Here is a 26104-nt window from a genome sequence, read left to right as displayed (position 1 = left end):
AATTCATTGCAATAAAAAACATTCCAATCGTAGAAAAAAGATAAACTGCCCTATCCATCTAAGTCGATGCCAACGCCAACAGATCAATGCCCTTTACCATTTCACATGCCGTTCTCGCACCCCCTTTAGCCAAACTCAGTGGTAACCGTTTACCGATTGCTGCCATTGCCATTGGCAGTATGACCCCTGATCTTTATCGACTGTTTACACAAGCCAATTCAAATACTACTCACTACTGGACTTCACTGATTCACCCCAATCTTTGGATTGGACTCAGTTTTTGTGTTTTGTGGTACGCGCTATTACGGCCCTGTTTTTATCGTTTTTTAGGCATTCAGCATGAATTAAGGCTCAGCAGTATGCTGCGTTTTTTTAAATTTTCTGTGGGCGTTATTCTCGCGATCCTGCTGGGTACAGCAACGCATCTGTTATGGGACGGACTCACCCATGCTGACTTCCGCACCTTGTTTGGACATGCATTTTTAAGCCAAAAAATCTCTTTGTTAGGGCACGGCTATCCGCTACACCGCATTTTACAAATTGGCACATCGGCACTGGCTTTGCCCTTGTTGGCGTCGATGGGTTGGCGCTATTACCAAACCTATCAGCAACATTTTCCAGTGAGTTTAAAAATCAAACGCTTTGCAATTGGACTGTTTATACTGAGCCTGTTGGGCAGTTTAATCAGTGTCTGGGACTATGCACGTTATATTCCCACGCAAGTGTGGCAGTCAGACCTGTATTATTTTACGGGGCGAAGTATTAATGAGTTTAGCCAAGTCGCTTTGCTAATTTTAATCTTTGGCTGCATTCTGTTTTTATTTTTAGATCGAGACTATCGTTTAGGCTGAATTTAGACCAACGCTTAAATGCTATTTCATGCCTTTTTTAAGCTATACCTTGAGAGTCAATGCCCAAAGAGGCATAATCCTACCTTTATTTCTGGCGGTACGCTGTTTACGTATTCGCTACCTTTAGCCATATAGTTGGATTTTTAACGCCATGATGCGAACTCATTACTGCGGTTCTTTAACCGAAGCTCAAATTGATGAAACAGTAACCCTCTGCGGTTGGGTACACCGTCGCCGTGACCACGGTGGTGTCATCTTCCTTGATATGCGTGACCGTGATGGTCTTGTGCAAGTGGTTATTGACCCAGACACTCCTGATGCATTCGCAACTGCAGACAAAGTACGTTCAGAATTCGTATTAAAAATTACAGGTCGCGTACGTCGCCGCTACGCAGGCACAGAAAATGCCAATATGGTGAGCGGTCAAATCGAAGTTTTAGGTAAAGAAATCGAAGTTCTTGCTGCATCAGAAACTCCGCCGTTCCCATTGAATGACGACAACACCAATATTTCTGAAGAAATTCGTTTGAAATACCGTTTCTTGGACATCCGTCGTCCTGAAATGTTAGATCGTTTACGTTTCCGTTCTAAACTAACCAACTTAATTCGTAACTATTTCGAAGACAATGGTTTCTTAGACGTTGAAACTCCGATTTTAACCCGTGCAACGCCTGAAGGTGCGCGTGACTACTTAGTGCCAAGCCGTGTATCTAACGGTAGCTTCTATGCACTTCCACAATCACCACAATTATTCAAACAATTGTTGATGGTCGGTGGTATTGATCGTTACTACCAAATCGCAAAATGTTTCCGTGATGAAGACTTACGTGCAGACCGTCAGCCTGAATTCACCCAAATCGACGTTGAAACATCGTTCATGAGTGACGATGACATCATGGATTTAATGGAAACGTTGACCGTTAAGATGTTCAAAGAACTTCTTGATGTTCAATTCGATAAATTCCCGCGCATGACCTATACAGATGCTATGCGTGACTATGCATCGGACAAACCAGACTTACGTATTCCTTTGAAATTGGTTGACGTCGCAGACCTAATGCAAGAGGTTGAATTCAAAGTATTCGCAGGTCCAGCGAAAGATCCTAAAGGTCGTATCGTTGCATTACGTGTTCCGGGTGCAGGTTCATTACCACGTAGCCAAATTGATGAATACACGAAATTTGTCGGCATCTACGGTGCAAAAGGTTTAGCGTACATTAAAGTAAACGAGCTTGAAAAAGGCATCGAAGGCTTACAGTCTCCAATCGTGAAATTCATCGAGCCAATCGTGCTTGATCTCTTGAAACGTGTTGGCGCAGAAAATGGCGATATCGTGTTCTTTGGTGCAGACAAAGCTAAAGTTGTGAACGATGCCATGGGTGCTTTACGTATTAAAGTTGGTCATGACTTGAAGATGTCGACTTGCGAGTGGGCACCGCTTTGGGTGGTTGACTTCCCAATGTTTGAAGAAACAGATGATGGCAAATGGACCTCTGTTCACCACCCATTCACACTCCCTAAATCAAGCGTTGAAGATGTGAAGAATAACCCAGGTGCTGCACTTTCTGTGGCTTATGACATGGTGTTAAACGGTACTGAAATTGGTGGTGGTTCACTGCGTATTCATAACCTAGAAATGCAAAAAGCGATCTTTGAAGCTTTGGGTATTGGTGAAGAAGAAGCCGAAGAGAAATTCAGCTTCCTACTGAACGCATTACGTTACGGTGCGCCTCCACATGGTGGTTTAGCATTCGGTCTAGACCGTTTAGTCATGCTCATGACGGGTGGTGCTTCTATTCGTGATGTGATTGCATTCCCGAAAACCAAAACTGCTGAATGTCCATTAACCCAAGCGCCTGCACCAGTTGAATCAAATCAACTACGTGATTTAGGCATTCGCTTACGTGAAAAACCAAAAACTGAAGAAACTAAATAATCTTTAGATTTTGATTAAATAAACCCTGCCATGTGCAGGGTTTTTTATTTAGGACAAGGCTGTCTCCTCCCGCTAGATCTGATTTTTCGCTTCAAATTTTCCAAAATTTCCTTTGAACTTTTGACCTATCACCCTTACAGTGGGTCACGATAGTCTATATTTTATTGCAGTAGTTCTGGCACTAAAGCATTCTGTTGATTTATTCATTTATTTTGTTCTTAAGACGCTCATCTTTTTTCGATTTTATCTATCTTAGATTTTTAAGTCTCTTTGCAAAATTTTCTCTCATCACATCTTTTGCATAAGATCTCTGAGTTTAAATATGGCTATGTATTATCTACTTAAAATCTTCTCACTTTTTCCATTGTCCTTTTTACAATACATCGCACGCGGAATTGCGCACCTGCTTTACTATAGTGACTCTTCAATTAAGCGTATCACTACCATTAATCTGCAGTTGGCCTACCCTGAGCTCGACCCAATAGCACTCCAGAAACGCGTTCATCTCAGCATTCAAAGCCAGTGTCAGACCTATATTGAATTTTTAAAATGTTGGGGAATGCCTCCACAATACAACCTAGATTTATTGAAAAACATTCATGGTGAATCTGTTCTAACAGAAGCTTTAGCCAATAAAAAAGGCGTGATTGTGATCATTCCGCATTTTGGTTGTTGGGAGCTGTTAAATGCATGGTTAAATGTCCATACGCAACCGATGATCATGTATAAACCCTATAAAATTAAAGGTGTTAATCGCTATATTTTAGAGGCGCGTCAGAAGTTTAATGCGACCCTAGTTCCTACTGATGAAACAGGTATCCGCAGTATCTTCAAACACTTAAAACACGGTGGCCTCACCGTAATCTTACCTGATCATCTGCCAAAACTGAGTGGGGGTATTTATTCCTGTTTTTTCCAGCAGAATACTTTGTCCACGACACTGGTCTCTAAAATGGCGGCTAAAACGCAATGCAATGTGATTGGATTAAGTTGTATTCGTAGTGCTGACGCAGCGGGTTTTGATGTGTACTGTACAGAATTATCTCAAGATATTTTATCGACAGATCTACAGCTGTCGGTGGACAGTTTAAATCTTGCCATGCAAGACATAATTAACCAAGCACCTGAACAGTATATTTGGTCCTATAAACGTTTTAGAAATTGTTATGGCAATATCAATGCTTATCGGATACAGCCACCAATGTAGGCTCCACAAACTCGCACATGATCTCAAGCAGTTCGAAAGCAATAATTTATGCTATTTCCTAAAGGCCTGAATAGAATACTTTTATTCATTTGAGATCAATTCTCAGCAGTGGCATAATAGCGCACTGTTTTAGATAAGTTGTGAGCAACCAAATGGCTATGCGTCCTGAAGTCCGTCGTCGTGGTATTGTGCTAATTGTTTTTGCAATCGTACAGTGGTTTTTCATGCGCTATATTTTAGACAATCAATTATTTAATTTAACCACCTATGACCGTATTGTCTTTTTCTGTGTAAGTAGCCTTGCGGGTGCTTTTGTCATTTTTGTTGGCTTAATTTATATGGTCCTGAAAGGAAATGCGGATAAGGAATAGGTTCTAAATATATGCAAACAATTTCGCCGAAAACATTTAGACAAGTTCAATTGATCAATAAGTTGTTTAAAATTTCAAAAAAACATTCTTTTTTAAGAAGATTTTCAAATTTTTTATTCCAGAAAAAAACAAATTTAATTGTTCAGGAATTACGAAAGTTACATCTCGATACATTAGAAACTTACAAAGAGAAAATATTAATAAATCATCATCCAAGCATCACTAATATCATTTGGTTATGCTGGTTTCAGGGAGAAGATCAGGCTCCTGCTCTGGTACAGAAGTGTATCCTGAATCTAAAGCAATTTAATCAAGACGAATACACGATTAAAATAGTAACATTAGATAATTATAAAGAATTTATTGATTTACCTTCTTACATTGAAGAAAAATTTAAAAAAGGTATCATCTCTTATACACAACTCTCGGATATATTAAGATTTACCTTGTTAGCAACGCATGGGGGTATATGGATTGATTCAACATATTTGACCCTGTCACCACTTCCTAAATACGTAACAAATCATTCTTTTTTTAGCTTAACTAGCGCTGTTTTTCCTACTTACTCAATATCAAAAGGTCGTTGGGCTGGTAATTTTATAAAGTTTGGTAAAAATGATTTAATTGCTTGGCTATTTAAAGACTTATTTTTCGAGTATTGGAAAAATAACGATCAACTTATAGATTACTTCTTAATTGACTATTATTTCGAACTTTTATATCGAAATATCCAATCTTTCCAAGAGAATCTTGAAAAACTACCTCAATATGGTGACAATCGCCATCTTTTAAATAGCATTTTATTTAAAGAGATTAATCAAATTGATAGTTCCAAATTAGAACAGGATATATATAAAATATATAAATTAACTTATAAATTTAGGGCTGAAAAAGCAAATAAGAATAAAACTTATTTCAGAGAGTATTTCTAAGTACTCCCTGAAAGAAGCTTATTTATTTAAAAAAGTTTCTCATAATAATAGTTAACTTCAAAATTTCTTTAATAAAATTTGCGAAACGATCTTTATGTATCACTTTATAGTTATATAAATGATTATTTAACATTCTTTTTTTAAAATTATTTAACTGATTTTTTTCAGAAAACTGCTCAACTGTTTTAAATATTTTTTCTGATTTAGCTTCGCTAATTCTCCCATACAAATGACTTGTATCAAAGAAATATGTAGGCTTATCAACGTGCTCAAAATTACCCAAGTCTCCAATTCGATACCAAAGCTCTAGGTCTTGCCACATGCAGAAGCTCTCATCAAAACCAAAAACTTGTCGCAACGTTTTTGTTTCTGTAAAAATTTGATTACCAACATAGTTTGCAAAAAGGAGATCATCTTTCTTAAAGTATTTTTTAGAAAATAAGCTATGTTCTTTTGCCTGATTGCTTTTTTCACTTTTAATATTTGAGGTAAATAAAGCGATTGAGTCTTCTCTCTTTTTATTTACCCAATAATCTAGAAAGAACTCAAGGCGATGTGGTAAAAAATAATCATCATCATCTAAGCCTGTAATTAACTCACCTTGTGCTAAATCAATTGCAATATTTCGGCTTACGCATGCACCATTATTTTTATCTTTAAAAAAATAGCGAATGCGTGAATCTACTTTGGCCAACCCAACTAAAAAATCTTGCGTACCATCTGATGAGTTATCATCGACAATAATAATTTCAAAATTTTTATATGTTTGATTCTGTACAGACTGAACAGCCCTTTTTAAAAGCTCTAACCTATTATATGTTGGTATATATACAGAAATTAGTGGTTCCATCATTCATCTGCACTAATCATAGTTTCAAAAAATGTATAGATCATTTTCACGACAGTTTCCTGTTGTTGAGTAGAAATACCATACCATAAAGGCAACCTTAGCAATCTCTCGCTCTCTTTAGTCGTGAATTCATCAAGGCCACAAAACTCAGAGTATTTTTCACCTGCAGGAGAGCTATGCAAGGGAACATAATGAAATGTAGCCTGAACACCGTTGTCTTTCAAATATTGGAGTAAACTACTTCTTTGTTTTATATCTTTAACTTTTACATAAAACATATGAGCATTATGTTTACAATTTTCAGGAATTTGTGATAATTCAATTTTTGAGCTATATGTTAAGGGAACCAATTTTTCATAATAATAGTTCCATGCCTTTAAGCGCTCTTGATTAATATGTTCAGCACTATCCAACTGAGCAAACAAATAAGCAGCCTGAAGTTCACTTGGCAATAAACTACTACCAATATCACTCCAAGTATATTTATCCACCATACCTCTAAAAAACTGGCTACGATTAGTACCTTTTTCTCTAATAACTTCTGCTCTTTCTATAAACCGTTGATCATTTATGAGTAATAACCCGCCCTCACCGCCACTCGTATAATTTTTTGTTTCATGAAAACTAAAAGCAGCTAAATGTCCAATTGTCCCCAATGCCTTTCCTTTATAACTAGACATGACACCTTGCGCAGCATCTTCAACGACATACAAATGATATTTATGGGCCAAATCCATAATTACATCCATTTCACATGCAACACCTGCATAATGCACTGGAACAATCACTTTTGTTTTTGATGTAATTGCTGCTTCTATTTTTGTTTCATCGATATTCATTGTATCCGGACGAATATCTACAAAAATAATTTTTGCACCTCGTAAAACAAATGCATTTGCCGTACTTACAAAAGTATAGCTTGGCATAATGACTTCATCCCCCTCGCAAATATCTAGTAATAATGCTGCTAGCTCAAGTGCATGTGTACAAGAAGGGGTTAATAAAGTTTTTTTACAAGTAAATGAGTCTTCAAACCATTTTTGACATAACTTCGAATACTTACCATCACCTGAGAGCTTTTTAGACTGGATAGCATCTACAATCAATTTAGTTTCAGAACCTAATACTGGCGCATTATTAAAAGGAATCACTTATTTGACTCCGAGTTAAATTCATCCACTAATTTTAACATTTCACGACTTCTATCTTTTACTCGTTTCCCAGGTATTCCAAGATAAATTCCCCATGGTGCGGTACTTTTTAATATTAAAGTCATTGCACCAATAGAAGAACCTTCTGCAACATTTACACCAGGTAAGATTGTTGAATTTGCCCCAATTATAGAATATTTCTCAACGATTACTTCGGCTCTATATTCATTTTTATATTTGGTGGGAACAAGAGAATTCGTCATAGTATTCCCAGAATAATCATCACTTTGGCTAAATATTTTTACACCATAAGCCACTGTCACGAAATCATGTAAAATAATACCTGGTATACCACCGGCTAATAGACACATCGGTGTTATATGACAATATTGACCTATGGTTACATTTCCAGAAATAACACAAAAATCATCAATCCGCGAATGATCACCAATCGTTATTTGTTCACAATTATAAATCGAAGCTTTATCACTAATTTTTACGTTTATACCTAAATTTTTAAAACCCATTGCATTGAGTTGTTCTTCAGATAAATATGCCATTTCTTATGACTCCAACAAATTTTTCCATTTCTCTTCAAATTTTTCTTTTGAAAAGTAATTCTTTATATTGATTTCATTTTTAACTAATTTTTGATTATTAGTTAAATTAAATTCTTCAATATCAAAAATATCAATGCCCATTCCTTTCAATAGTTTCCACTGAGACGTTCCAGATCTCAAGTACACTACCTTCCCCATTCCCAAGAGACTAATAGTGTTTCCCATAGCTTGCTGCCGTTTGTGATTAAAAATAGCAATATCTATATTTTGAAGAAAACACTGATATTTTTCATAGGTCATGAACTCAGTCAAGGGGACAAACTTATGCTCAAATATAGTCTTGCCATATTCGATCACTTGGTCAGCATAATCTTGATTTCCATAAGATAAAGGCACATAAATCTTAATATTTGACTCTTTAAATTTTTCAAGTTTAGCTAAAGCTTCAATATGCTCATTTGCAGGGTCAGCAGAATTACCTAATAAAATATTTGTACATTCTCTCTTCTCTACAGCCAAATGCTGTTCATGAGTAAAAATATTACTCAAATAGCATAGATTCTCTAGATATTTACCCCTAGCCCCATATTTTTCTCTCGCATATTCAACATCGCCAGGTAGATATGTGAGCAAATACCCCATATTCTTTATGATATATTTTTTATAATAAGTAGATAGGCCAGAATTTTTATGAGTCTCATATAAATCTCCCCCCCACATCAACCAATAGCATTTCTTTAATAACCACGGGTTATAAAAAAGAAGTTTTATAATTTTTGAACTAAATAATCCATGTAATATCACTTTATCAGCGCTATACATTTCTGATAAGAGCCTAAAATAGCTGATGTTATTAGCTTTTTTCCCTAAAAAAAACACCCCTCTATCTTTTAAAAAACCATAAACAGTCTCATCACCGTAGAGATAAAAAGTATTTTTCTCTTGGGGAAATTTTTCCTGTATAAAGTCAATCAAAGGCGGTAAAAACTTATCAGCCATACCGACGTGAATTATTTTTTTTTGCACCGTTTTACCCAATCAACTAATGAGATCAAATACTGCCCATAATCATTTTTACTCATACTTTGGCCAATTTCTAACACTTGTTCTTTACTTAACCAACCTTGATTAAATGCGATTTCTTCCAAACATGCTACTTTATAGCCTTGGCGTTTCTCTAATGTCTCTACAAATTGCGCCGCTTCGAGCAAACTTGCATGTGTACCTGTATCAAGCCATGCAAAACCTCGCCCAAGAAGCTCAACATTTAAATCACCACGCTCCAAATACATTTGGTTCACTGTAGTAATTTCTAATTCACCGCGTTCAGAAGGCTTCACTTGTTTGGCAATTTGAATCACTTCATTGTCATAGAAGTACAGTCCCGTTACCGCAAAATGAGACTTCGGATACTGAGGCTTTTCTTCTAGGGAAATTGCTCGTTTCTGCTCGTCAAACTCAACCACACCAAAACGCTCAGGGTCTTTAACTTGATAACCAAAGACTGTTGCGCCTTTTGCACGGGCAACGGCTTGTTTTAACATTGGCGTAAAGCCTTGACCATAGAAAATATTATCGCCTAGTACCAAACACACATTACTATCACCAATAAACGCTTCGCCGATAATAAACGCTTGTGCCAAACCATCTGGGCTTGGTTGAATAGCATATTGGAGACGAACACCAAATTGTGAACCATCACCCAGTAAACGCTCAAAGCTCTCTTTATCTTCTGGTGTTGTAATAATAAGGATATCCTGAATTCCTGCCAGCATGAGCACAGAAAGTGGATAATAAATCATGGGCTTATCATAAATAGGTAAAAGTTGCTTTGAAACACCTTTTGTAATTGGATACAAACGTGTACCTGAGCCACCCGCCAGAATAATACCCTTTGTTGTTATTGCCATTATGCGTTTACACCTAATCTTTCACGTTGATAGCTACCATCTTGAACTCGACGGCACCAATCTAAATTATTTAAATACCATTCAACCGTTTTTCGTATACCCGTTTCGAAGGTTTCTTGTGGCATCCAACCGAGTTCTTTTTCAATTTTTGCCGCATCGATCGCATAACGCAAATCATGCCCTGGACGATCTTTCACAAAAGTAATCAGTGTTTCATATTTCTGCCCAGTGGACTGAGGCTTTAGCTCATCCAAGATCTTACAGATCGTTTTTACGACTTCAATATTTTGCTTTTCGTTATGTCCACCAATATTATAAGTTTCACCAACAACACCTTCTGTAACAACCTGATATAAAGCACGTGCATGATCTTCAACGAATAACCAATCACGGATTTGATCACCCTTGCCATAAATGGGTAATGGTTTCGAATCTAGGGCATTGAGAATAACCAAAGGAATCAATTTCTCAGGGAAGTGATATGGACCATAATTGTTTGAACAATTGGTTACAATCGTGGGTAGACCATACGTGCGCTGCCATGCACGAACCAAATGATCTGAACTGGCTTTACTTGCAGAATACGGTGAACTTGGTGCATAGGGCGTTGTTTCAGTAAATAAGTCCGTGGTTCCCTCTAAATCACCATACACTTCATCGGTCGAAATATGATGGAAGCGAAAAGCTTCTTTTGCTTCTACGCTTAGACTTAACCAATATTTTCGTGCGGCTTCCAATAAGCTATAAGTGCCTACAATATTGGTCTGAATAAATGCAGCAGGACCATCAATAGAGCGGTCAACATGCGATTCAGCAGCCAAATGCATAACTACATCTGGTTGAAATTCCTGAAATAGTTTTTCTAGTTCGACTTGATCACAAATATCTGTTTGGGAAAATTGATAGCGTTCACTTTTTTCAATCGATTGAAGTGACTCTAGATTACCTGCATAAGTCAACTTATCTACATTTAAAACATGATGATGGGTGTTTTCAATAATATGACGTATTACTGCTGAACCAATAAATCCAGCTCCACCTGTTACTAGAATGTGCATTTCAAGCTGTTCCTATCATTTCATCACATTTGTATTTTGTTTTTTAAGTAAGTTATCAATGTATTCAGTTTAACTGCCCGATCGGCTCTTATTTAAACTCAACAGGCTTCCCCACTAACGCATATTTCACTTGCTTCAATATACGTAAAATCTCCAGTTGGACTTTAGCCCAACCCTTCTTCTTTTGCTTTTTCATCCGAGCTTTACGCTCTGCAAGCAAATCACTTGAAAGTACCGTTTTCTTTTCAGGATATAACATCATTTCCTGTATACATAAAGCAGGCGTCATCTGATACACGGGATGAAATGTATGACGTATAAATTCATCAAACATCACTTGGTCTAGTGGGATCAATTGAATTTTTTTCACATACTCCAAATATTTTTGAGCACCGTCAAAACTCAGGATATAACCTGCGGTGCCCAAGTTTTTTCCCGTGAGTTGAATAATATGACGCATGCCATTTGCTATTTCTGACTGAGTTTTACCTAGAAAAACCTGATCTGCAAATGCTTCCGTCTTAATAATGTCCCAACTTGGGTTGATCCAGCCTGCGTTATTTAATAATTCAGCAGCATCCTTCCCTAAATACACATCATCTTCAAAAATAGCCAAATGAGGGATTTGCTCATCCACCATTTTTTGCCAAATCGAGACATGACTCATAAAACAAGCCAATTCACCTGGACTTAAAAAGTCTTCCTGAATATTAAGCTGCATTTTTTCAGCTAAAGGACGTGCTAAATCGGGCGTTAGCGCATCAAAAAACTCAAATCCAATATTCTGTTTGCCGAACTCTTGCACGATGTGCTCACGACGCGCTGTGGCTGTCTTTAAGCTGATGACTATATTTTTCATATCAATACTACTTACTTCGATGCAACCAAATGCTTCATGGCATAAAATTTATCACGCCACATCCGTTTTTGTTTTTTAAGGCCGTGAGAAAAACTACGCCCTTCTTTTTCTTTACGGGAAATACCTTGTACTGCTACAGTGCCCAAGATATCACTATCCAAGCCAGCAGGTTTCACTAAAGCAGGCCACACGCCTAACCCCTTTCCATTTTTACTGAGCCAAGTTTGGAAGAAAATATCGACAGGCATGGTCATTTTTTTTCCAGCCTGCATAAATGCTTCAGCACCTTGACGCGACCACACCAACCCTAAACCACGAATAGGGAAATAAAAAGCATGCCATAAGCTCATACCCTCAATATTCGTAATATCTTTGGCCAGCTTTTTCTTTTTGGCTGCAATGTTAATCAGATACCAATCCAGCTCTTTATGCTGATCGAGATACTCAATCACACCATCAAGCTTGTCTTTAAAATCTTGGTTGATTTTCATATCATCTTCAAGTACCACCAAATAATCAGCATCCGTACTTAAAAATTTTTCCGCACAGCCATAGTGACTTAAATAGCAGCCCAACTCTGAATTCATCAATTTACGGCCAAGTACGTCGTTCGCCCCTTGGTCATCATAGTCTGCAAATTCAGTTAGATCTTTACCACGTCCATCGACTGCAGAAAAGCGTTCAAAAGGCCAGTTGACTTGATTCAGCTGCTGAGTTGCTCTTTCAAGTCGTTCCTGACTGCCGTCCAAATTAATCAAATAAGTAACAACTTTCATCATGAACCTTTAAACTAAAACTGAATGGGGCAAATAGCCTGCTAATTTTTCCTGCATAGCTATACTGATTTTCTTTGCAGCATCACTATCAAGCTGATCCAAACTCTGTATACAACCGTACTTAATCTCAGGATTATGCAACGCTTGTATAAAACCATTCAAACTGTCCTGATTTTTAAGATAGGCCAACTCAAGATCTGGCTTCAACTCCACCTGCTGTTTTTGAATCTTAATGTGGTTCATTAATGAAATTGGATTCAGCTGTTCTACACTACGAAATTTAAACTTGATTTGCGTTTCTAAAAGCTGTGGATGCTGCAGCAAATAATCTTTTAATGCATGACGATCTACAATATGTGGATAATGATGGATTTCAAAAAATTTATTGAATCCCAAAACATCCGCGCCAAGCATCTGTGCAATCATATGTTTCGGCTGAATTGGCTTTCCAAATTGACGACTCATCAACTGACGATATTTGAGCTTTGCTTTGAGTGCAAAACTATTTTGCCAATGACCATAGATCACCAAGCTTTCCGCTTTTAAAAAGTCTTCGACTTGCGCAGGCGCATTAAAAAAGAAATCATCATTCAAATAGATAAAATAATCCGACAGCCCTTCAATATTCCAAAGCATGCTTTCAATAGAACGGGTATTGAAGGTTGGTAAATGCTCTTCAAAACCTCTAAAAATTTCTTGGTGATCAACCACACGAATTTTATCGGCAACACACAAACCTTGCGCAGCAAATTCATCGATAAACTCAGGACGCTGATTATCTGCCACCACATAGATATGACGACAGAACGGTACATATTTTAAAATGGAAGCAATGTTGTAATAAATTTCGTTATTACTGGCAAAGCGCGTCCCACTGACTGCATCAGAGGCATCTTCACCGGTCAGATATTTATGGCGTTTCTTTTTTAATTCAAGATCATTGCCATCTACCCAGGCAATCACGATATCAATATTTTGCATTCACTTGATCACTTCAAAATCTGAGTCTAATGGGCAATTATTGCCACGCATCCTTAATCCACTGTGATGGCAGTACATAACGATACCATTTTCCACCACCACCATTAATCGCATCAGGTGGATTGATTTCACCATGGAAAATAATGACCTTAACCCCTTCAGGTTTTACAGGTGGTTTAAAGTATGCCAACGGAATTTTTTGCAAACAGTGATATTTGTAACTCTTACACCAACTATCAGGCCAGTAAGAAAGTTTTTTCTCTTGATCGACATACCAAGACAAATAAGCTTGCTCATTACGAAACTTTTGACGAATTTCATCAAAATGTTCACGAAAATATGGCATCAACCCTGGGAAAGCGCCCAGTTTAAAACGGTAAACCGAGCTATTGCCTGTAATACGCCAAGGACGTTTCCAGTCATGGATAATCAGGAAGTCCCCAGGATGGGTAAAGAAACTGTCGATATTGTCAACAATCACTACATCCAAGTCTAAAAAGACCGCATTACCTTGTAAACCGTACAAGTCTGGCTCGAATGTAGACAATTTATTCCAACCTCGTTCAGGACTTCCCTCTGGAAGCGCTAAAGGTGGAATGGGAAAACATTCAACTGCAGGATCGATTCCTTCGGTGCGGTCTGTTAGACAAACCATTTTAAAATCAACCGTGGTGTGACGCTTCACCATGTTATATAAACGATTGACGTACTCGGCCCCATATTTGGTGCCCCATTTCATGCATAACACAATGTTTTGTTCTGTCTGTGTTTCAGCCTGTTTTGACAACGAGTCGTTTACGTTTTCCTGCATGTTCTATCATCCACCAGCATTCTGCGTTGTATCATAACATTTCTTGCAATAAGTTAGTGTATGGCTTTTTCAAAGCCCTCATAATACTCAAAAATAGTTTGTGCTATGATACGAAATCGCTTAGATAAATCCTTTACAGGGTTCACTTAGCTCTCATATGAAGAATATATAATCAGGTTGATATGAAAATAGCAGTTGCAGGCACAGGTTACGTCGGCCTTTCTAATGCCATGATCTTCTCACAACACCATGAAGTGATTGCACTAGACATCATCGACACGAAAGTTGACATGTTGAATCAAAAAATCTCCCCGATTCAAGACACAGATATATCAACATTTTTAAGCGAGAAACCGCTCAATTTTCGTGCCACAACTGACAAATATGAAGCCTATCAAGGCGCTGATTTTGTCATCATTGCAACACCCACCGACTATGATGTGCAAACTAATTATTTCAACACACAGAGTGTGGAAAGTGTCATTCGAGATGTGGTCGAGATCAACCCTCAGGCAACGATGATTATCAAATCAACAGTGCCGGTGGGCTTTACTCAAAAAGTCAAAAGCCAATATCACACTGAAAATGTGATCTTCTCCCCTGAGTTCTTACGTGAAGGCAAGGCGCTGCATGACAACCTTTATCCATCTCGGATTATTGTCGGTGAAAAGTCACAACGTGCTCAGTTGTTTGCGGATATGCTGATCGAAGGGGCAATCAAAAAAGATAGTCCTGTATTGTTTACCGATTCAACTGAAGCTGAAGCAATCAAGTTATTTGCCAACACCTATCTCGCGATGCGTGTCGCTTACTTTAATGAACTCGATACCTATGCCCAGTCCTTCGGTCTGGATACCCGTCAAATTATTGAAGGCGTATGTTTAGATCAACGCATTGGCAATCATTATAACAACCCATCGTTTGGCTATGGTGGCTATTGTCTACCGAAGGATACAAAACAACTTCTTGCCAACTACAATCAAGTGCCGAGTAACTTGATTCAGGCCATTGTAGATTCCAACAGTACGCGTAAAGACTTTATTGCAGACTCTATCATTGCAAAAAATCCTAATACCGTCGGCATTTATCGTTTAGTGATGAAAAGTGGCTCCGATAACTTCCGTGCATCGGCGATCCAAGGCGTCATGAAACGCATCAAAGCCAAAGGCATTGATGTCATTGTTTATGAACCAACCTTAAATGAAGATGAATTTTTCAAATCCAAAGTGATTAATGATTTAGAACAATTTAAACAACAAAGTGATGTCATCATCGCCAATCGTAAGTCACAGGACTTAAGTGATGTTGAAGACAAAATCTATACCCGTGATATTTTTGGAGGCGATGAATGAACGTTTTAGTAACAGGTGCAGCAGGCTTTATCGGCTTTCATGTCTCTAAAAAACTACTTGAGCGTGGTGATAGTGTTATCGGTTTTGACAATATGAATGATTATTATGATCCGGCTTTAAAGCAAGCACGTATCGACTTATTACATCAGACTGCTCAGCAAAGTGCTGGCCAATTTGACTTCATTCAAGCCAATCTTGCCGATAAAACAGCAGTTGATCAATGCTTTCAACAATACCAGTTTGACCGTGTGATTCACTTGGCTGCACAAGCAGGCGTGCGCTACTCACTTGAAAATCCAATGAGTTATGTAGAAAGCAATATTATTGGCTTTACCAATATTATTGAAGCTTGCCGCTATGCGAAAACACCACACCTGACCTATGCCAGCACCAGCAGCGTATACGGTGCAAATACCACCATGCCTTTTAGTGAGCAGCATGGTGTCAATCATCCTGTCCAATTTTACGCAGCAACAAAACGTGCGAATGAATTAATGGCCCACAGCTATAGTCACTTATTTCAATTGCCAACCACAGGCTTACGCTTCTTTACGGTTTATGGACCTTGGGGGCGCCCTGACATGGCTCCCTTCAAATTCACTAAAAATATTATTGAAGGTAAAACAATCCAAGTATTCAATCATGGCAACCATAGCCGAGACTTTACTTTTATTTCAGATATTGTCGAAGGTGTGATTCGTTCAAGCGATCAAATTGTACAAGCCAACCCAAATTGGGACAGCAATCACCCAGATCCATCGACCAGCAATGCGCCCTTCCGTATTTTTAATATTGGTAATAATAACCCTGTTAAGCTAATAGACTTTATAAGTGCAATTGAAAAATCTACTGGTAAAAAGGCCATCACGGAATTACTCCCTCTTCAGGCAGGCGACGTGGCTGATACTTTGGCAGATAGCAGTGCTTTAGAAAAAAGTGTGGGGTATAAACCATCTGTTTCAGTTGAAGATGGTGTGAAACAATTTGTAGATTGGTATCGCGACTTTTATCAGGTTTAAATAAAAGCCACTCGCTAATTAAACTAATCTAAAATAAAAACCCTAATTACTGTGTAATTAGGGTTTTTAAATACAGATGTATTTAAATTAAATTGTAGATCGTTACACCATAAAATTTTTCTTACTAAATCACCATCCACCACAAACCTGTCTCCTATACCCATAAAAATTCTTTGAGATAAAAAAAACCTATCCTTCGGTTGAAGATCCTCAACTAAATAAAAGAAGCTTATTTTTAAATAGCAACATCTTAGCAATAGGATAACTTTTACTTATACTCGCTGAGGTTAATGAAAATGGCTTTTATTAAAAATTACAGTATCAAAAAACCATTAAGCTTATACAAAATATTGGCTTAAATTACTCAAGAGAAATAATAAATTAAACACCACCGAGTAATCATAGATAATCCTATGACGACTCTACTCTTACAAAAACAATTTATTCATTTTAATTTTTTCATACATTTATCAACATATGATTAAGAACGCCATAATTCTCCAAGTTTTGCATCCCACTCAACAGGAGAAATAACCATACGCCCTGCATTTGGGGTCAATGTGATTTCACTAAACAGCACTTCATCTTGTGACAATAGGAAGTCAATTCGGCTATAACCATATTCCAAACATAACTGCTCAGACAGCTCAACCATTTTATGCATCTTGCACGGCTCTACCACCGCTTCTGGTGTATTCACTTTATAATCTACCGTGAAAGGCTGTAACACCCATGAGGTATCATAAATATTTGAATACTCTGTACCATCATTCCCTTGGACATCAACTTCAACATACTCAGGCTGACCTTCAAAACAGTGGACACGACATGTTGTAATAGTGGCATGCGTGTTAGCATCACGATACAAGTCAACATAATGCTCGGCCAAAATGAGCGGCGAAATATTTTTATAGTGCCACTCTCGCTTACGGTAGTACATATTCATTTTTAAACTGTTATTTAGTTTGCTTTCCGCACCATTAACATCAAATGTACTTTTATCACGACAAACAATGGCGCTTCCACTGTCGTGGGTACATTTCAAAACAAATTGGTTTGGAAATTGATCAAAATCAATATTCTTAAAGTCACAATATGTGCCTATAAGTGGGACCAGATGTTTTTCTCCAATCCGATCTATAATCAATTCTCTTACTGCCGATTTATCAGCTAATTTGGTATGTAGTGCACTTCTTTCAAAAATCATTCGTGCAGTAACTTTCTCATTAAAACTTTCAGGTTGATTAAAATTTGGGGTATACCCTAATTTATTAATAAACCTTTTTTTTAGATAACTCTCATCTGAAACAAACAACGTTCTAATTACTTTTGCTTTATATATAAGACTGTTAATCATGGGTAGTTTTTAAATGCATCTCATTCTTACTAAATAATAGCAAATTAATGTAATTTTGTATGCTTTATGTATATTATATTTTTTCAGCATCTAAAAGACATTGATGGGGTAAGTAGCAATAAAACCTCATTTCTCTAGCATTTAAAATATATAAAAAAAGAGCTCCGAAGAGCCCTTTTCCACCGAATCACTTATTTTACATAAGTTAACCAGTGTGCGTATTTCGGGTCTTTACCCTTAACCGCATTAAAGAATGTGGTTTGAATTTGTTCCGTAATAGGACCACGCGTACCTGAACCGATTTCACGGTCATCATATTCACGAATAGGCGTAACTTCAGCAGCCGTACCTGTAAAGAATGCTTCATCTGCAATGTAGAATTCATCACGTGTAATACGGCGCTCAACTACGTCATAGCCCAAGTCTTTTGCGATGGTAATAATGGTTTGACGCGTAATACCATCAAGTGCACCACCCGCGATATCTGGCGTATGTAAAACACCATCTTTCACCAAGAATACGTTTTCGCCAGAACCTTGACATACATAACCTTGAGGGTCGAGCAGCATTGCTTCGTCATAACCTGAATGCGCCACCTCTTGGTGAGCCAAAATCGACAAGGTATAGTTACCTGATGCTTTCGCTTTACACATGGTCACGTTTGGATGGTGATGGGTAAACGATGAGGTCTTCACACGAATACCTTTCGCCATTGCTTCATCACCGAGGTATGCACCCCAGCTCCATGCCGCTACTACTGCATGAATGGTATTGTCTGTTGCAGCAATACCTAATTTTTCCGATCCAATAAAAATAATTGGACGCAAGTAGCAAGACGCTAATTTATTTTCACGAACCACATCAATTTGAGCTTGCTCTAGTGTTGCTTGATCAAACGGGACTTTCATTTGATAAATTTTTGCAGAGTTCAATAAACGCTTAGTGTGTTCTTTTAGACGGAAAATAGCCGTGCCATTCGGTGTTTCATAGGCACGGACACCTTCAAACACACCCATGCTGTAGTGCAAGGTATGTGTTAATACGTGAGTTTTTGCCTCACGCCAGTCAACCAATTGTCCATCTTGCCAAATAAAACCATCACGATCAGCCAAATTCATGACACACACTCCAAATTTATATACACAGTCATGTTACCCAATGCTCACGATTGAGCTTGGATCAATTAATCTTTGCCATAATTTGCAAACGATCACTCGGGTATCGCGCCAGTCCGCAGCATTTACTTGCATGGATTGATTCGCAAGGGCTAAACGGTGGCTCTCGGCTCGTTCACTGAGATAAGCTTGAATCAATGCAGTCGCATCGTCACTGGATAAGCAACTGGCTTTTGCAGCGTCCTCAAGGATTCGTACATTGTCGGAATAATGGGCAAGATCTGGATGAGATCCGCTCCATGCCAACACAGCATACTGTGCCATAAATTCGATATCGACGATACCACCTGCGTCTTGTTTTAAATGAAAAATTCCATCTTTTTGTTGTTCTTTAGAAGAACCCAAATGGTCTTTCATTTTTTGACGCATCTTCAGCACTTCTGCGCGTACATTTTCCTCATCTCGTGGCTGCGTCAAAATCCGACAGCGCAATGCTTCAAACTTATCACGCAAACTTGGCTCACCCGCAATCGAGCGAGCACGTACCAATGCTTGATGCTCCCAGACCCATGCATTTTTCAACTGATATTGTTCAAAGGCTTTTAAACTGGTAACCAATACCCCTGCTTCACCCGATGGACGTAAGCGTGTATCGATTTCATAGACCCGACCATCGAGGGTCTGCGTGGTCATCAACGACATAAATTTCTGCGCAACACGCATTGCAAACTCGAACCCACTGATCGACTTCAGCCCATCGGTATCGGCTTGCTCATCCATATAATGAATAAAGACCAGATCTAAGTCCGAGCCATAACCCAGCTCAATCCCGCCAACTTTGCCATAGCCCACCACGGCAAATGCCAAATGATCGATCGAACAGCGCTGTCCTTCAACATCGAGCGGATAACCATGTTTCTTTGCCGTCATTTGGTAAGCCAAATTTAAAGTTGTACTGACCGAAACTTCTGCAATATCGGTCAAAGCATCGGATACTTTCATCAACGGACTTTCAGCCAAGACATCACTGGCTGCAACCGCCAATACATTGGATTTTTTAAATAGGCGCAGCACACGCATCAAATCTTCAACGTCATCAAGCTCAATACGAAGCAACTGTTGACGCAGAGAATCTTCCAAATCTTGACGGCGCGGTAGCTCAAAGTCCATGGACAAAAATTCATCCAAGAGTACTGGATAATGGGTCAATTCTTCACAAATCCATGGACTTACGGTTGCCATTTTAACTAAGCGCTGTAACGCCCCTTTACTCTCAATCAACATGACCAAATATACGGTGCGCCGCATCACAGACTCGACCAAAGGCATAAGGCGAAGCAACGCGGCTTGCGGCTTATCTGACTGTAAAATCGCTTCAATCAAATGCGGCCAAAACATTTTTAAACGCTGCACCGCTTTCGCAGGCAGTTTTTTCAGCGCATGACCATTCCAAAATTCATGAATGAGGTTTTTTGCATTCGCATCCAACACTTCATTTAAACGCGCTTCTAACTGACTAAAACTTTCTACGAAAGGGTCATGTTCTTTTTCTTTAATTAAATGCTCAAATTGGTAAATAACTTTGGCGCGCTTTTGGTTTAAGTATTCAATAAATGCATCCCAACTGACAAAACCCAAGATGTCAATCATCCTTTGTCTGAGTTCTGGTTCTGTTGGCAAAGACTGGGTTTGTTGATCATTTAGAGCTTGAATGGCATGTTCTACACGGCGCAGAAATAAGTAAGCATCTTCCAGCTCACTGACCGCCTGACCATCCAGCAAACCCACTTCACCCAAATGATGCAAGCTCACTAAACATTGACGGTCTTGTAATTCTAATTTTGCCCCGCCATAAATCAGCTGAAAAACCTGCACAATAAATTCGACTTCACGAATACCGCCTGCACCCAGCTTAATATCATCTTCGATATTGCGGCGTAATACTTCACGCTCAATCATGGCTTTCATTTCGCGCATGGCTTCAAAAGCGGTGTAATCGACATACTTACGGAACACGAAAGGACGAGTCATATCCAACAACTCACCCCCCTCTTTGCCCCCTGACACAATCCGCGCTTTAATCCACGCATAGCGCTCCCACTCGCGCCCATGTTGGCTTAAATACTTCTCCAGCGCAGCATGACTAATCGCCAGTGCAGAACCATCACCCCAAGGACGCAAGCGCATATCCACACGGAAGACAAAACCATCAGCCGTGATATGGTCCAACAAGTAAATGAGTTTCTGACCCCACAAAATGCAAAACTGTTGTACGTCTATGCATTTACGACCATCAGTTTCACCTTGCTCATCAAAAGCAAAAATCAAGTCGATATCACTAGAGAGATTTAGCTCTTGTGCACCGAGCTTCCCCATCGCGACCACAATTAAATCTTGAATTTTATGGTTATAACCCACAGGCTGACCATGTTTAGCTACCAATGGTGCTAAGGCAAACGCTTTTGCCACACAAATGGTTGCATCGGCAAAATCAGATAACTCACGCGTTAGCGTCATCACATCGATCAGTTGATTGGCATCCTGCCAAATCCAGCGAAACATTAAACGCGCACGTAAAATTCGGATGGTGCGCATCCACGTGATTTCATCACTGATGTCTTTTAAGGTGTTTTGAACGACATCGAAAATTTGTTCGGTGGTCAATGGCTGAGAAAATTGATCAATTGCATAATCTTGTTCAAGATAAACCTGATGTATAGATAGGACTTGTTCCGCATATTGACTTGCGCGCAATGTCTTTTGCAATTGCTCAGCATTCATGATCGACTCTTTCGGATTGTTTTGGTTATTTATAACAGCAGATCATGAGATTAGGCGAATTATTTTATAAGAAAAGTATGATTATTCACTAAATTCTTGCAGGGATGTCTCGAGTGACAATGCTTGATGTGCGCTGTTCGAACGGGGCAGGCTGACGATAAAAGTTGAACCTACACCTTCTTTCGATGTGACTGAAATTTCACCTTTATTCAAATCAACAAAACGCTTACACAACACCAGACCTAGACCAGTCCCTTTCTCCCCAGCAGTCCCCTTAAAACTAACGGTTAGTTTCGGTTCAAATAAAGATTCGATTTGCCCCAATGTCATACCTAGACCCGTATCTTGAATGTAGATATCGATAAAGTCATCACGCTGTTTAGCATCAATCGTCACAACCCCTTCGCCATGCATATGGGTAAATTTCAGCGCATTTGAGACCAAGTTTTGGATCACCGAGGTCACCATATTGATATCTGCAAAGATTTTTAAATCATCGGGGACACGGTCAATCAGTTGAATATTTTTATTGATAGCCAACGCATGCAACACATCAAAAACGATTTGAGAGGACTGCTTAAGCTTGTAATGGATGGGGTGATAAACAAAGCGCCCGCCCTCTGCCATCGCCCAATTCAGTAAGCTCTCTAACAAGCTATAAGTCGATTGCGCGGTATCATGCAAATAATCTGCAATGCTTTGCACACCAGACTCATCCAAACTTTTGCGCTCTTCAGCCAACACTTCTGAGAAACCAATTAAGCCATGAAAAGGAGCTCTTAAGTCATGTGCAATAATTTGGAAAAATTTGGTTTTACTGACATTCATGGCCACCTGTTGTTCATACAACTCTTTGAGCTCGGCATTTTCCATGCGCAAATGCAGCAGATTAAGAAATCCAGATGCCAGTTCATATACATTTTCTACAGCATCTTGCGTAAAAGCGTCCAACTGTTCATCAAAGAAAATTACTTGCCCTACAGATTTATCCGATGCCTTTAAATCCAATGCGATGATACGGCGATGCTCAAAGCCTAGAGCACTCACCTGCTGAGAAAGACGATGATAATGGCGATGTAGGGTATCAATCGTGATATCACCTTCAAAATGAGTAGCAAAATTAGCTTCAGCGGGTAACCGAAAAGCATTGAATGCATGTTTGCCCGCATACCAACTATAAGGTTCATTGCTAAACGTTAAAATTGCGGCATGTGCACCTAAAATTTTTCGCGCAAATTTGAGAAAGCTTTTAATTTTATTGTCATTACTGTTCACGCCCAACAATAAAGATAAGTGACAAGCACTTAACTGTTCTGTATCAGACCCGACATCTAGCAATTGAATACCCATTTCTGCCTCATCTTTTGTGATTTTTTCGGCACAAACCTATTATTTACTTCTATTTATTAGCAAATTTTCAACATTAAAACAATATAAAAATACAACAATACAAGCGTGGCATTTAACAAAAAAATCAATTATGTCAGACTTTTATCTTGTGACTGCTTTTGCTTTTTGAAAATTCGTTATTTATCAGAAGGATTAAAACAAAATTTTGAGTCCATCATATGAGGACATAATTAAGCAAACCCACACCAAACATTCAATTGTTTTAAGCCATCTGTAATGTTTTACGGCGATTTGATTCAAATCTTAAATTTCGGGCAATAAAAAACCCAAGACTGAATATGCTTGGGTTTTTAATATCTTGGTCCGAGGGTCGGGATCAATATATTAATATATCCAATTGTTTTAACTAAATTTATTAAAATTAAAAAATTAAAAGGCACTCACTAAGGTACTCATTTTCAAAATTAGAAACCCTGCTATTACAATAACTTAAATAAAAAACAATCCTAAAATCTTAATAATTAAGCGTAGACACCAATTTAATAGCTTCTACTTTAAAGTCATCTAGATCATGAAAGTCAGGGTCAGGTAGCCTAGGAAAAAGTGCTTTTAACGCGTATTCACTACTTAGCCCTAACACATCCTCATCTAGCTTATAAACATGATAACTTAAATAAGAAGCAATCAGAGGTAATTGAGCAAGTAAGTCTTCAATACTCTCTGCACTGTAAAAATCCTCCTCCCCCTCTGAACTTCCAATTTTTCCGCTTGTAACATGGGCGTGGTAGTACAGCATATTATTTTCTATTTCTTCATCATCTATGCTGAGATTTACGAATAAAAAAGAATCCTTATCCTCATATACCACCCCAATCATATATGCATTGAAATTACTTAAAGTATTATTTTTATCAAGAATATAATCAAAAGCATCTTTTAACTTCATTATGTTTCCTTATCTAATAATATTGAATTACATGAAACTAAAAATCTAATTTTTTGATGGTGATAGCTTCTAAAGTATTGTAATTTAAGATCATAGTCTAGACTTTAAGGGTGTAATCATGGGGTATATTGTAAAGCTATTAGAATCAGGAAATTACTTTGTTGGTGATGAAGGAGAAATCGTGACTACTCCCTCTAGAGAAGAAGCAATTTCTGAAGGGCAATTCGATGAATATGAAGAAGCAAAAGAAACCGCAGAATATTGGTCTAGACAAATGGTACTAGGTGTAGATTACATCATTGAATCAGTCTAATGATCATGGAGTAGAGATGAAAGAGGAAGAATTAAGAAAACTTTATACAATTGAAGTTTTTTTGAAACATGGTGATCTACCTAAAACTATGCGTGATGATTGGACACCTAGTTTTGGGCTTGAACAGGGCAAATATGGTATTAAAGATGACGATAAAGCTCATGCCTATATCAGCCTAAACGGCAAACTTAAAAAAAGTAAATGTGAGTTTTTTGAAGATAAAAATTTAGCTCAAAAATTCCTAAACCATGTAGAACCAAAATTGAAAAAGCTATATCCAAGCATCACAATCAACCTAAGAAATGTTAAATCAAGTGAATTAGATTACAGAAGAAAGAAAGCACTAGAGGAAGCTATTGCTAATAATCTTAAAATTCAAAAATCACTTTAATAAAATCTATGAAAATCAAAAGCCATCAGATAATATTATTGATACATAAGTACAAGTAACTTTAACTTGCAAACTTTTACAAATAGTTAAGTTCTTATTCTCAATAAATTTTGCTTTAACCCCGAGGGAAATATGAATTCTAAAGTTGAATCTATTGATCTAGAAGTGATCAGAGCAGATTTATTGAAAAAAGTTAACCTTTTACGTAAAAGAAAATATCCTTTTGCACCTATAAATGATTTGGCTGAACAGAATGGAATTTCTTCCTCAAACGGGTATGACTCACTCTTAAAAAAAATTCAGCAAATTACTAAAGGTGATGTAGTAACAATCCTTACTAACTTTCGAAAGGCTTTAACGCCTGAGGTAGTTAAACACTGTCTATATGCCAATAAAGCTATTTCTATCTATAAGCTACCTGATGATATGAACTTAAATGATTTAGAAAAATCTTTAAGTACACTAACTTCAAATTGCTCTATAGATGACAAATATTACTCAATCGAAGATGAAGATAAAGTAGAAAAAGATTTCATTGCTCGATTCCAACCTGATGATGATATGAGTATCTTCGTTTATCACGATCAACGCTCTTACGTTTTTCGTAGTAAAGAAGAGTCAGCTAACGTTATTGATTCTTTTAATAACGAACTAGATCCATTAGATGAAAATCAAGAAGTACTGGAGTTAATTAAAGTAATAAAAGTAACAATTCCTGCTTTTGATTTTGTTGTTTTAGACAAGAAGCTAAAAATTTTAGTTATTGGCTTTGACCTAGCATATGTATTCCCTAAAGCAATGATTAATAAAGCTTTAGATCAATTAGAAAATAAGATTAAAAAGATTAAAGGTCTTGCTCATCTAAATAGGTTAAATTTTAGAAATGCAATTGAAAATATGGAAAATGAAACAGATGGAGTTGTTTTTGGACATGCTTTTTGCTCATCAGGCGGAACTTTCAATCATTTAGGTAAGACGTCCTCAAAAAGAGCAGATGTACGAAAGGATAGCTTTTTTACAAAAGGTTCGACAGGTGAAATTCTGGATTATTATGGAATTAGAAAACGCTATAATACAGGAAAAAGAGATTGTGCCGTGACTGTAGCATTATCTTATAGAGAATATAAAGCTTCCGCCTTAACCCCTATTTATATAGCTGTATTAGACTATATGCAGGAAGCTAATGATCTAAGACATTGCTGTAAAAAACTTCTAGATAATTCATAG

At 37.8% G+C, this 26104-nt stretch carries 25 protein-coding genes; 10 read left to right on the top strand and 15 right to left on the bottom strand.

The features are described 5' to 3' along the window. Nucleotides 1-86: 86 nt before the first annotated feature. The 5 genes from AC0KVP_RS02825 (at nt 87) to AC0KVP_RS02805 (ending at nt 5297) form a co-directional block, all read left to right on the top strand. Nucleotides 87-851: a DUF4184 family protein gene (locus tag AC0KVP_RS02825; protein WP_473338809.1), complete on the top strand. Its 765-nt coding sequence runs from the start codon at nt 87-89 to the stop codon at nt 849-851. Between the two features lie 151 nt (nt 852-1002). Further along, the gene (gene aspS, locus AC0KVP_RS02820; protein ID WP_473338806.1) at nt 1003-2787 is read left to right on the top strand and encodes an aspartate--tRNA ligase; all 1785 of its coding nucleotides are present in this window, start codon (nt 1003-1005) and stop codon (nt 2785-2787) included. 322 nt (nt 2788-3109) lie between these two features. Next, complete coding sequence (locus tag AC0KVP_RS02815; protein WP_473338804.1) at nt 3110-3994, top strand: lysophospholipid acyltransferase family protein; 885 nt, start codon at nt 3110-3112, stop codon at nt 3992-3994. A gap of 152 nt (nt 3995-4146) precedes the next feature. Next, a complete protein-coding gene (locus AC0KVP_RS02810) occupies nt 4147-4365 on the top strand; it encodes a hypothetical protein (RefSeq protein ID WP_004983573.1) in 219 nt (72 codons plus the stop codon). Between the two features lie 11 nt (nt 4366-4376). Further along, on the top strand, nt 4377-5297 hold the full coding sequence (locus AC0KVP_RS02805; RefSeq protein ID WP_473338800.1) for a capsular polysaccharide synthesis protein: 921 nt from the start codon (nt 4377-4379) through the stop codon (nt 5295-5297). 22 nt (nt 5298-5319) lie between these two features. On the opposite strand, the gene AC0KVP_RS02800 is transcribed toward AC0KVP_RS02805, so the two are convergent. The 10 genes from AC0KVP_RS02800 to AC0KVP_RS02755 form a co-directional block, all read right to left on the bottom strand. Further along, nucleotides 5320-6150, bottom strand: a complete 831-nt coding sequence (locus AC0KVP_RS02800; protein WP_473338798.1) for a glycosyltransferase — start codon at nt 6148-6150, stop codon at nt 5320-5322. Then, on the bottom strand, nt 6147-7298 hold the full coding sequence (gene rffA, locus AC0KVP_RS02795) for a dTDP-4-amino-4,6-dideoxygalactose transaminase (protein WP_473338796.1): 1152 nt from the start codon (nt 7296-7298) through the stop codon (nt 6147-6149). Before rffA ends, AC0KVP_RS02800 begins: the two co-directional genes overlap by 4 nt. Next, entirely contained in the window at nt 7295-7858 is a 564-nt protein-coding gene (locus tag AC0KVP_RS02790) for an acyltransferase (protein WP_473338794.1), read from the bottom strand. The genes rffA and AC0KVP_RS02790 overlap by 4 nt, the downstream gene beginning before the upstream one ends. 3 nt (nt 7859-7861) lie before the next feature. Next, a complete protein-coding gene (locus AC0KVP_RS02785; protein ID WP_473338792.1) occupies nt 7862-8884 on the bottom strand; it encodes a TDP-N-acetylfucosamine:lipid II N-acetylfucosaminyltransferase family protein in 1023 nt (340 codons plus the stop codon). Beyond that, on the bottom strand, nt 8869-9768 hold the full coding sequence (gene rfbA, locus AC0KVP_RS02780) for a glucose-1-phosphate thymidylyltransferase RfbA (protein ID WP_473338788.1): 900 nt from the start codon (nt 9766-9768) through the stop codon (nt 8869-8871). The genes AC0KVP_RS02785 and rfbA overlap by 16 nt, the downstream gene beginning before the upstream one ends. Continuing rightward, nucleotides 9768-10826, bottom strand: coding sequence for a dTDP-glucose 4,6-dehydratase (gene rfbB / locus AC0KVP_RS02775; RefSeq protein WP_473338783.1), 1059 nt, complete (start codon nt 10824-10826; stop codon nt 9768-9770). Before rfbB ends, rfbA begins: the two co-directional genes overlap by 1 nt. Before the next feature lie 88 nt (nt 10827-10914). Next, nucleotides 10915-11685 (bottom strand): glycosyltransferase family 25 protein, encoded by a 771-nt coding sequence (locus AC0KVP_RS02770; protein WP_473338781.1) that lies wholly within the window; start codon nt 11683-11685, stop codon nt 10915-10917. A gap of 11 nt (nt 11686-11696) precedes the next feature. After that, complete coding sequence (locus tag AC0KVP_RS02765; RefSeq protein ID WP_473340394.1) at nt 11697-12461, bottom strand: glycosyltransferase family 25 protein; 765 nt, start codon at nt 12459-12461, stop codon at nt 11697-11699. Nucleotides 12462-12470: 9 nt separating this feature from the next. Next, nucleotides 12471-13442, bottom strand: a complete 972-nt coding sequence (locus AC0KVP_RS02760; RefSeq protein WP_473338779.1) for a stealth family protein — start codon at nt 13440-13442, stop codon at nt 12471-12473. Between the two features lie 37 nt (nt 13443-13479). After that, nucleotides 13480-14253, bottom strand: a complete 774-nt coding sequence (locus tag AC0KVP_RS02755) for a glycosyltransferase (RefSeq protein WP_473338777.1) — start codon at nt 14251-14253, stop codon at nt 13480-13482. 182 nt (nt 14254-14435) lie between these two features. Between AC0KVP_RS02755 and AC0KVP_RS02750 the strand changes: the two genes are divergently transcribed. Together AC0KVP_RS02750 and AC0KVP_RS02745 are read left to right on the top strand one after the other, a co-directional pair. Beyond that, nucleotides 14436-15605: a nucleotide sugar dehydrogenase gene (locus AC0KVP_RS02750; protein ID WP_473338775.1), complete on the top strand. Its 1170-nt coding sequence runs from the start codon at nt 14436-14438 to the stop codon at nt 15603-15605. Further along, the gene (locus AC0KVP_RS02745) at nt 15602-16624 is read left to right on the top strand and encodes an NAD-dependent epimerase (protein ID WP_473338772.1); all 1023 of its coding nucleotides are present in this window, start codon (nt 15602-15604) and stop codon (nt 16622-16624) included. The genes AC0KVP_RS02750 and AC0KVP_RS02745 overlap by 4 nt, the downstream gene beginning before the upstream one ends. 481 nt (nt 16625-17105) lie before the next feature. On the opposite strand, the gene AC0KVP_RS02740 is transcribed toward AC0KVP_RS02745, so the two are convergent. The 5 genes from AC0KVP_RS02740 to AC0KVP_RS02720 form a co-directional block, all read right to left on the bottom strand. Further along, complete coding sequence (locus AC0KVP_RS02740) at nt 17106-17981, bottom strand: ATP-grasp fold amidoligase family protein (RefSeq protein WP_473338770.1); 876 nt, start codon at nt 17979-17981, stop codon at nt 17106-17108. Nucleotides 17982-18172: 191 nt separating this feature from the next. Continuing rightward, on the bottom strand, nt 18173-19099 hold the full coding sequence (locus tag AC0KVP_RS02735; RefSeq protein ID WP_004983545.1) for a branched-chain amino acid transaminase: 927 nt from the start codon (nt 19097-19099) through the stop codon (nt 18173-18175). A gap of 33 nt (nt 19100-19132) precedes the next feature. Beyond that, nucleotides 19133-21877, bottom strand: coding sequence for a bifunctional [glutamate--ammonia ligase]-adenylyl-L-tyrosine phosphorylase/[glutamate--ammonia-ligase] adenylyltransferase (gene glnE / locus AC0KVP_RS02730; protein ID WP_473338765.1), 2745 nt, complete (start codon nt 21875-21877; stop codon nt 19133-19135). Between the two features lie 81 nt (nt 21878-21958). Then, the gene (locus AC0KVP_RS02725) at nt 21959-23227 is read right to left on the bottom strand and encodes a sensor histidine kinase (protein ID WP_473338763.1); all 1269 of its coding nucleotides are present in this window, start codon (nt 23225-23227) and stop codon (nt 21959-21961) included. Nucleotides 23228-23741: 514 nt separating this feature from the next. Further along, entirely contained in the window at nt 23742-24173 is a 432-nt protein-coding gene (locus AC0KVP_RS02720) for a hypothetical protein (RefSeq protein ID WP_058951650.1), read from the bottom strand. A 118-nt stretch (nt 24174-24291) separates the two neighbouring features. On the opposite strand from AC0KVP_RS02720, the gene AC0KVP_RS02715 reads away from it, so the two are divergent. The 3 genes from AC0KVP_RS02715 (at nt 24292) to AC0KVP_RS02705 (ending at nt 26104) form a co-directional block, all read left to right on the top strand. After that, nucleotides 24292-24486, top strand: a complete 195-nt coding sequence (locus AC0KVP_RS02715; protein ID WP_058951649.1) for a hypothetical protein — start codon at nt 24292-24294, stop codon at nt 24484-24486. A 16-nt stretch (nt 24487-24502) separates the two neighbouring features. Further along, nucleotides 24503-24877, top strand: coding sequence for a hypothetical protein (locus AC0KVP_RS02710; protein ID WP_058951648.1), 375 nt, complete (start codon nt 24503-24505; stop codon nt 24875-24877). Nucleotides 24878-25009: 132 nt separating this feature from the next. Next, entirely contained in the window at nt 25010-26104 is a 1095-nt protein-coding gene (locus AC0KVP_RS02705) for a hypothetical protein (protein ID WP_180009649.1), read from the top strand.

The sequence above is a fragment of the Acinetobacter sp. DL27 genome, from assembly GCF_055810995.1.
The sequence above is the reverse complement of the archived record's forward strand: the minus strand, read 5'-3'. Positions and strand labels throughout refer to the sequence as shown.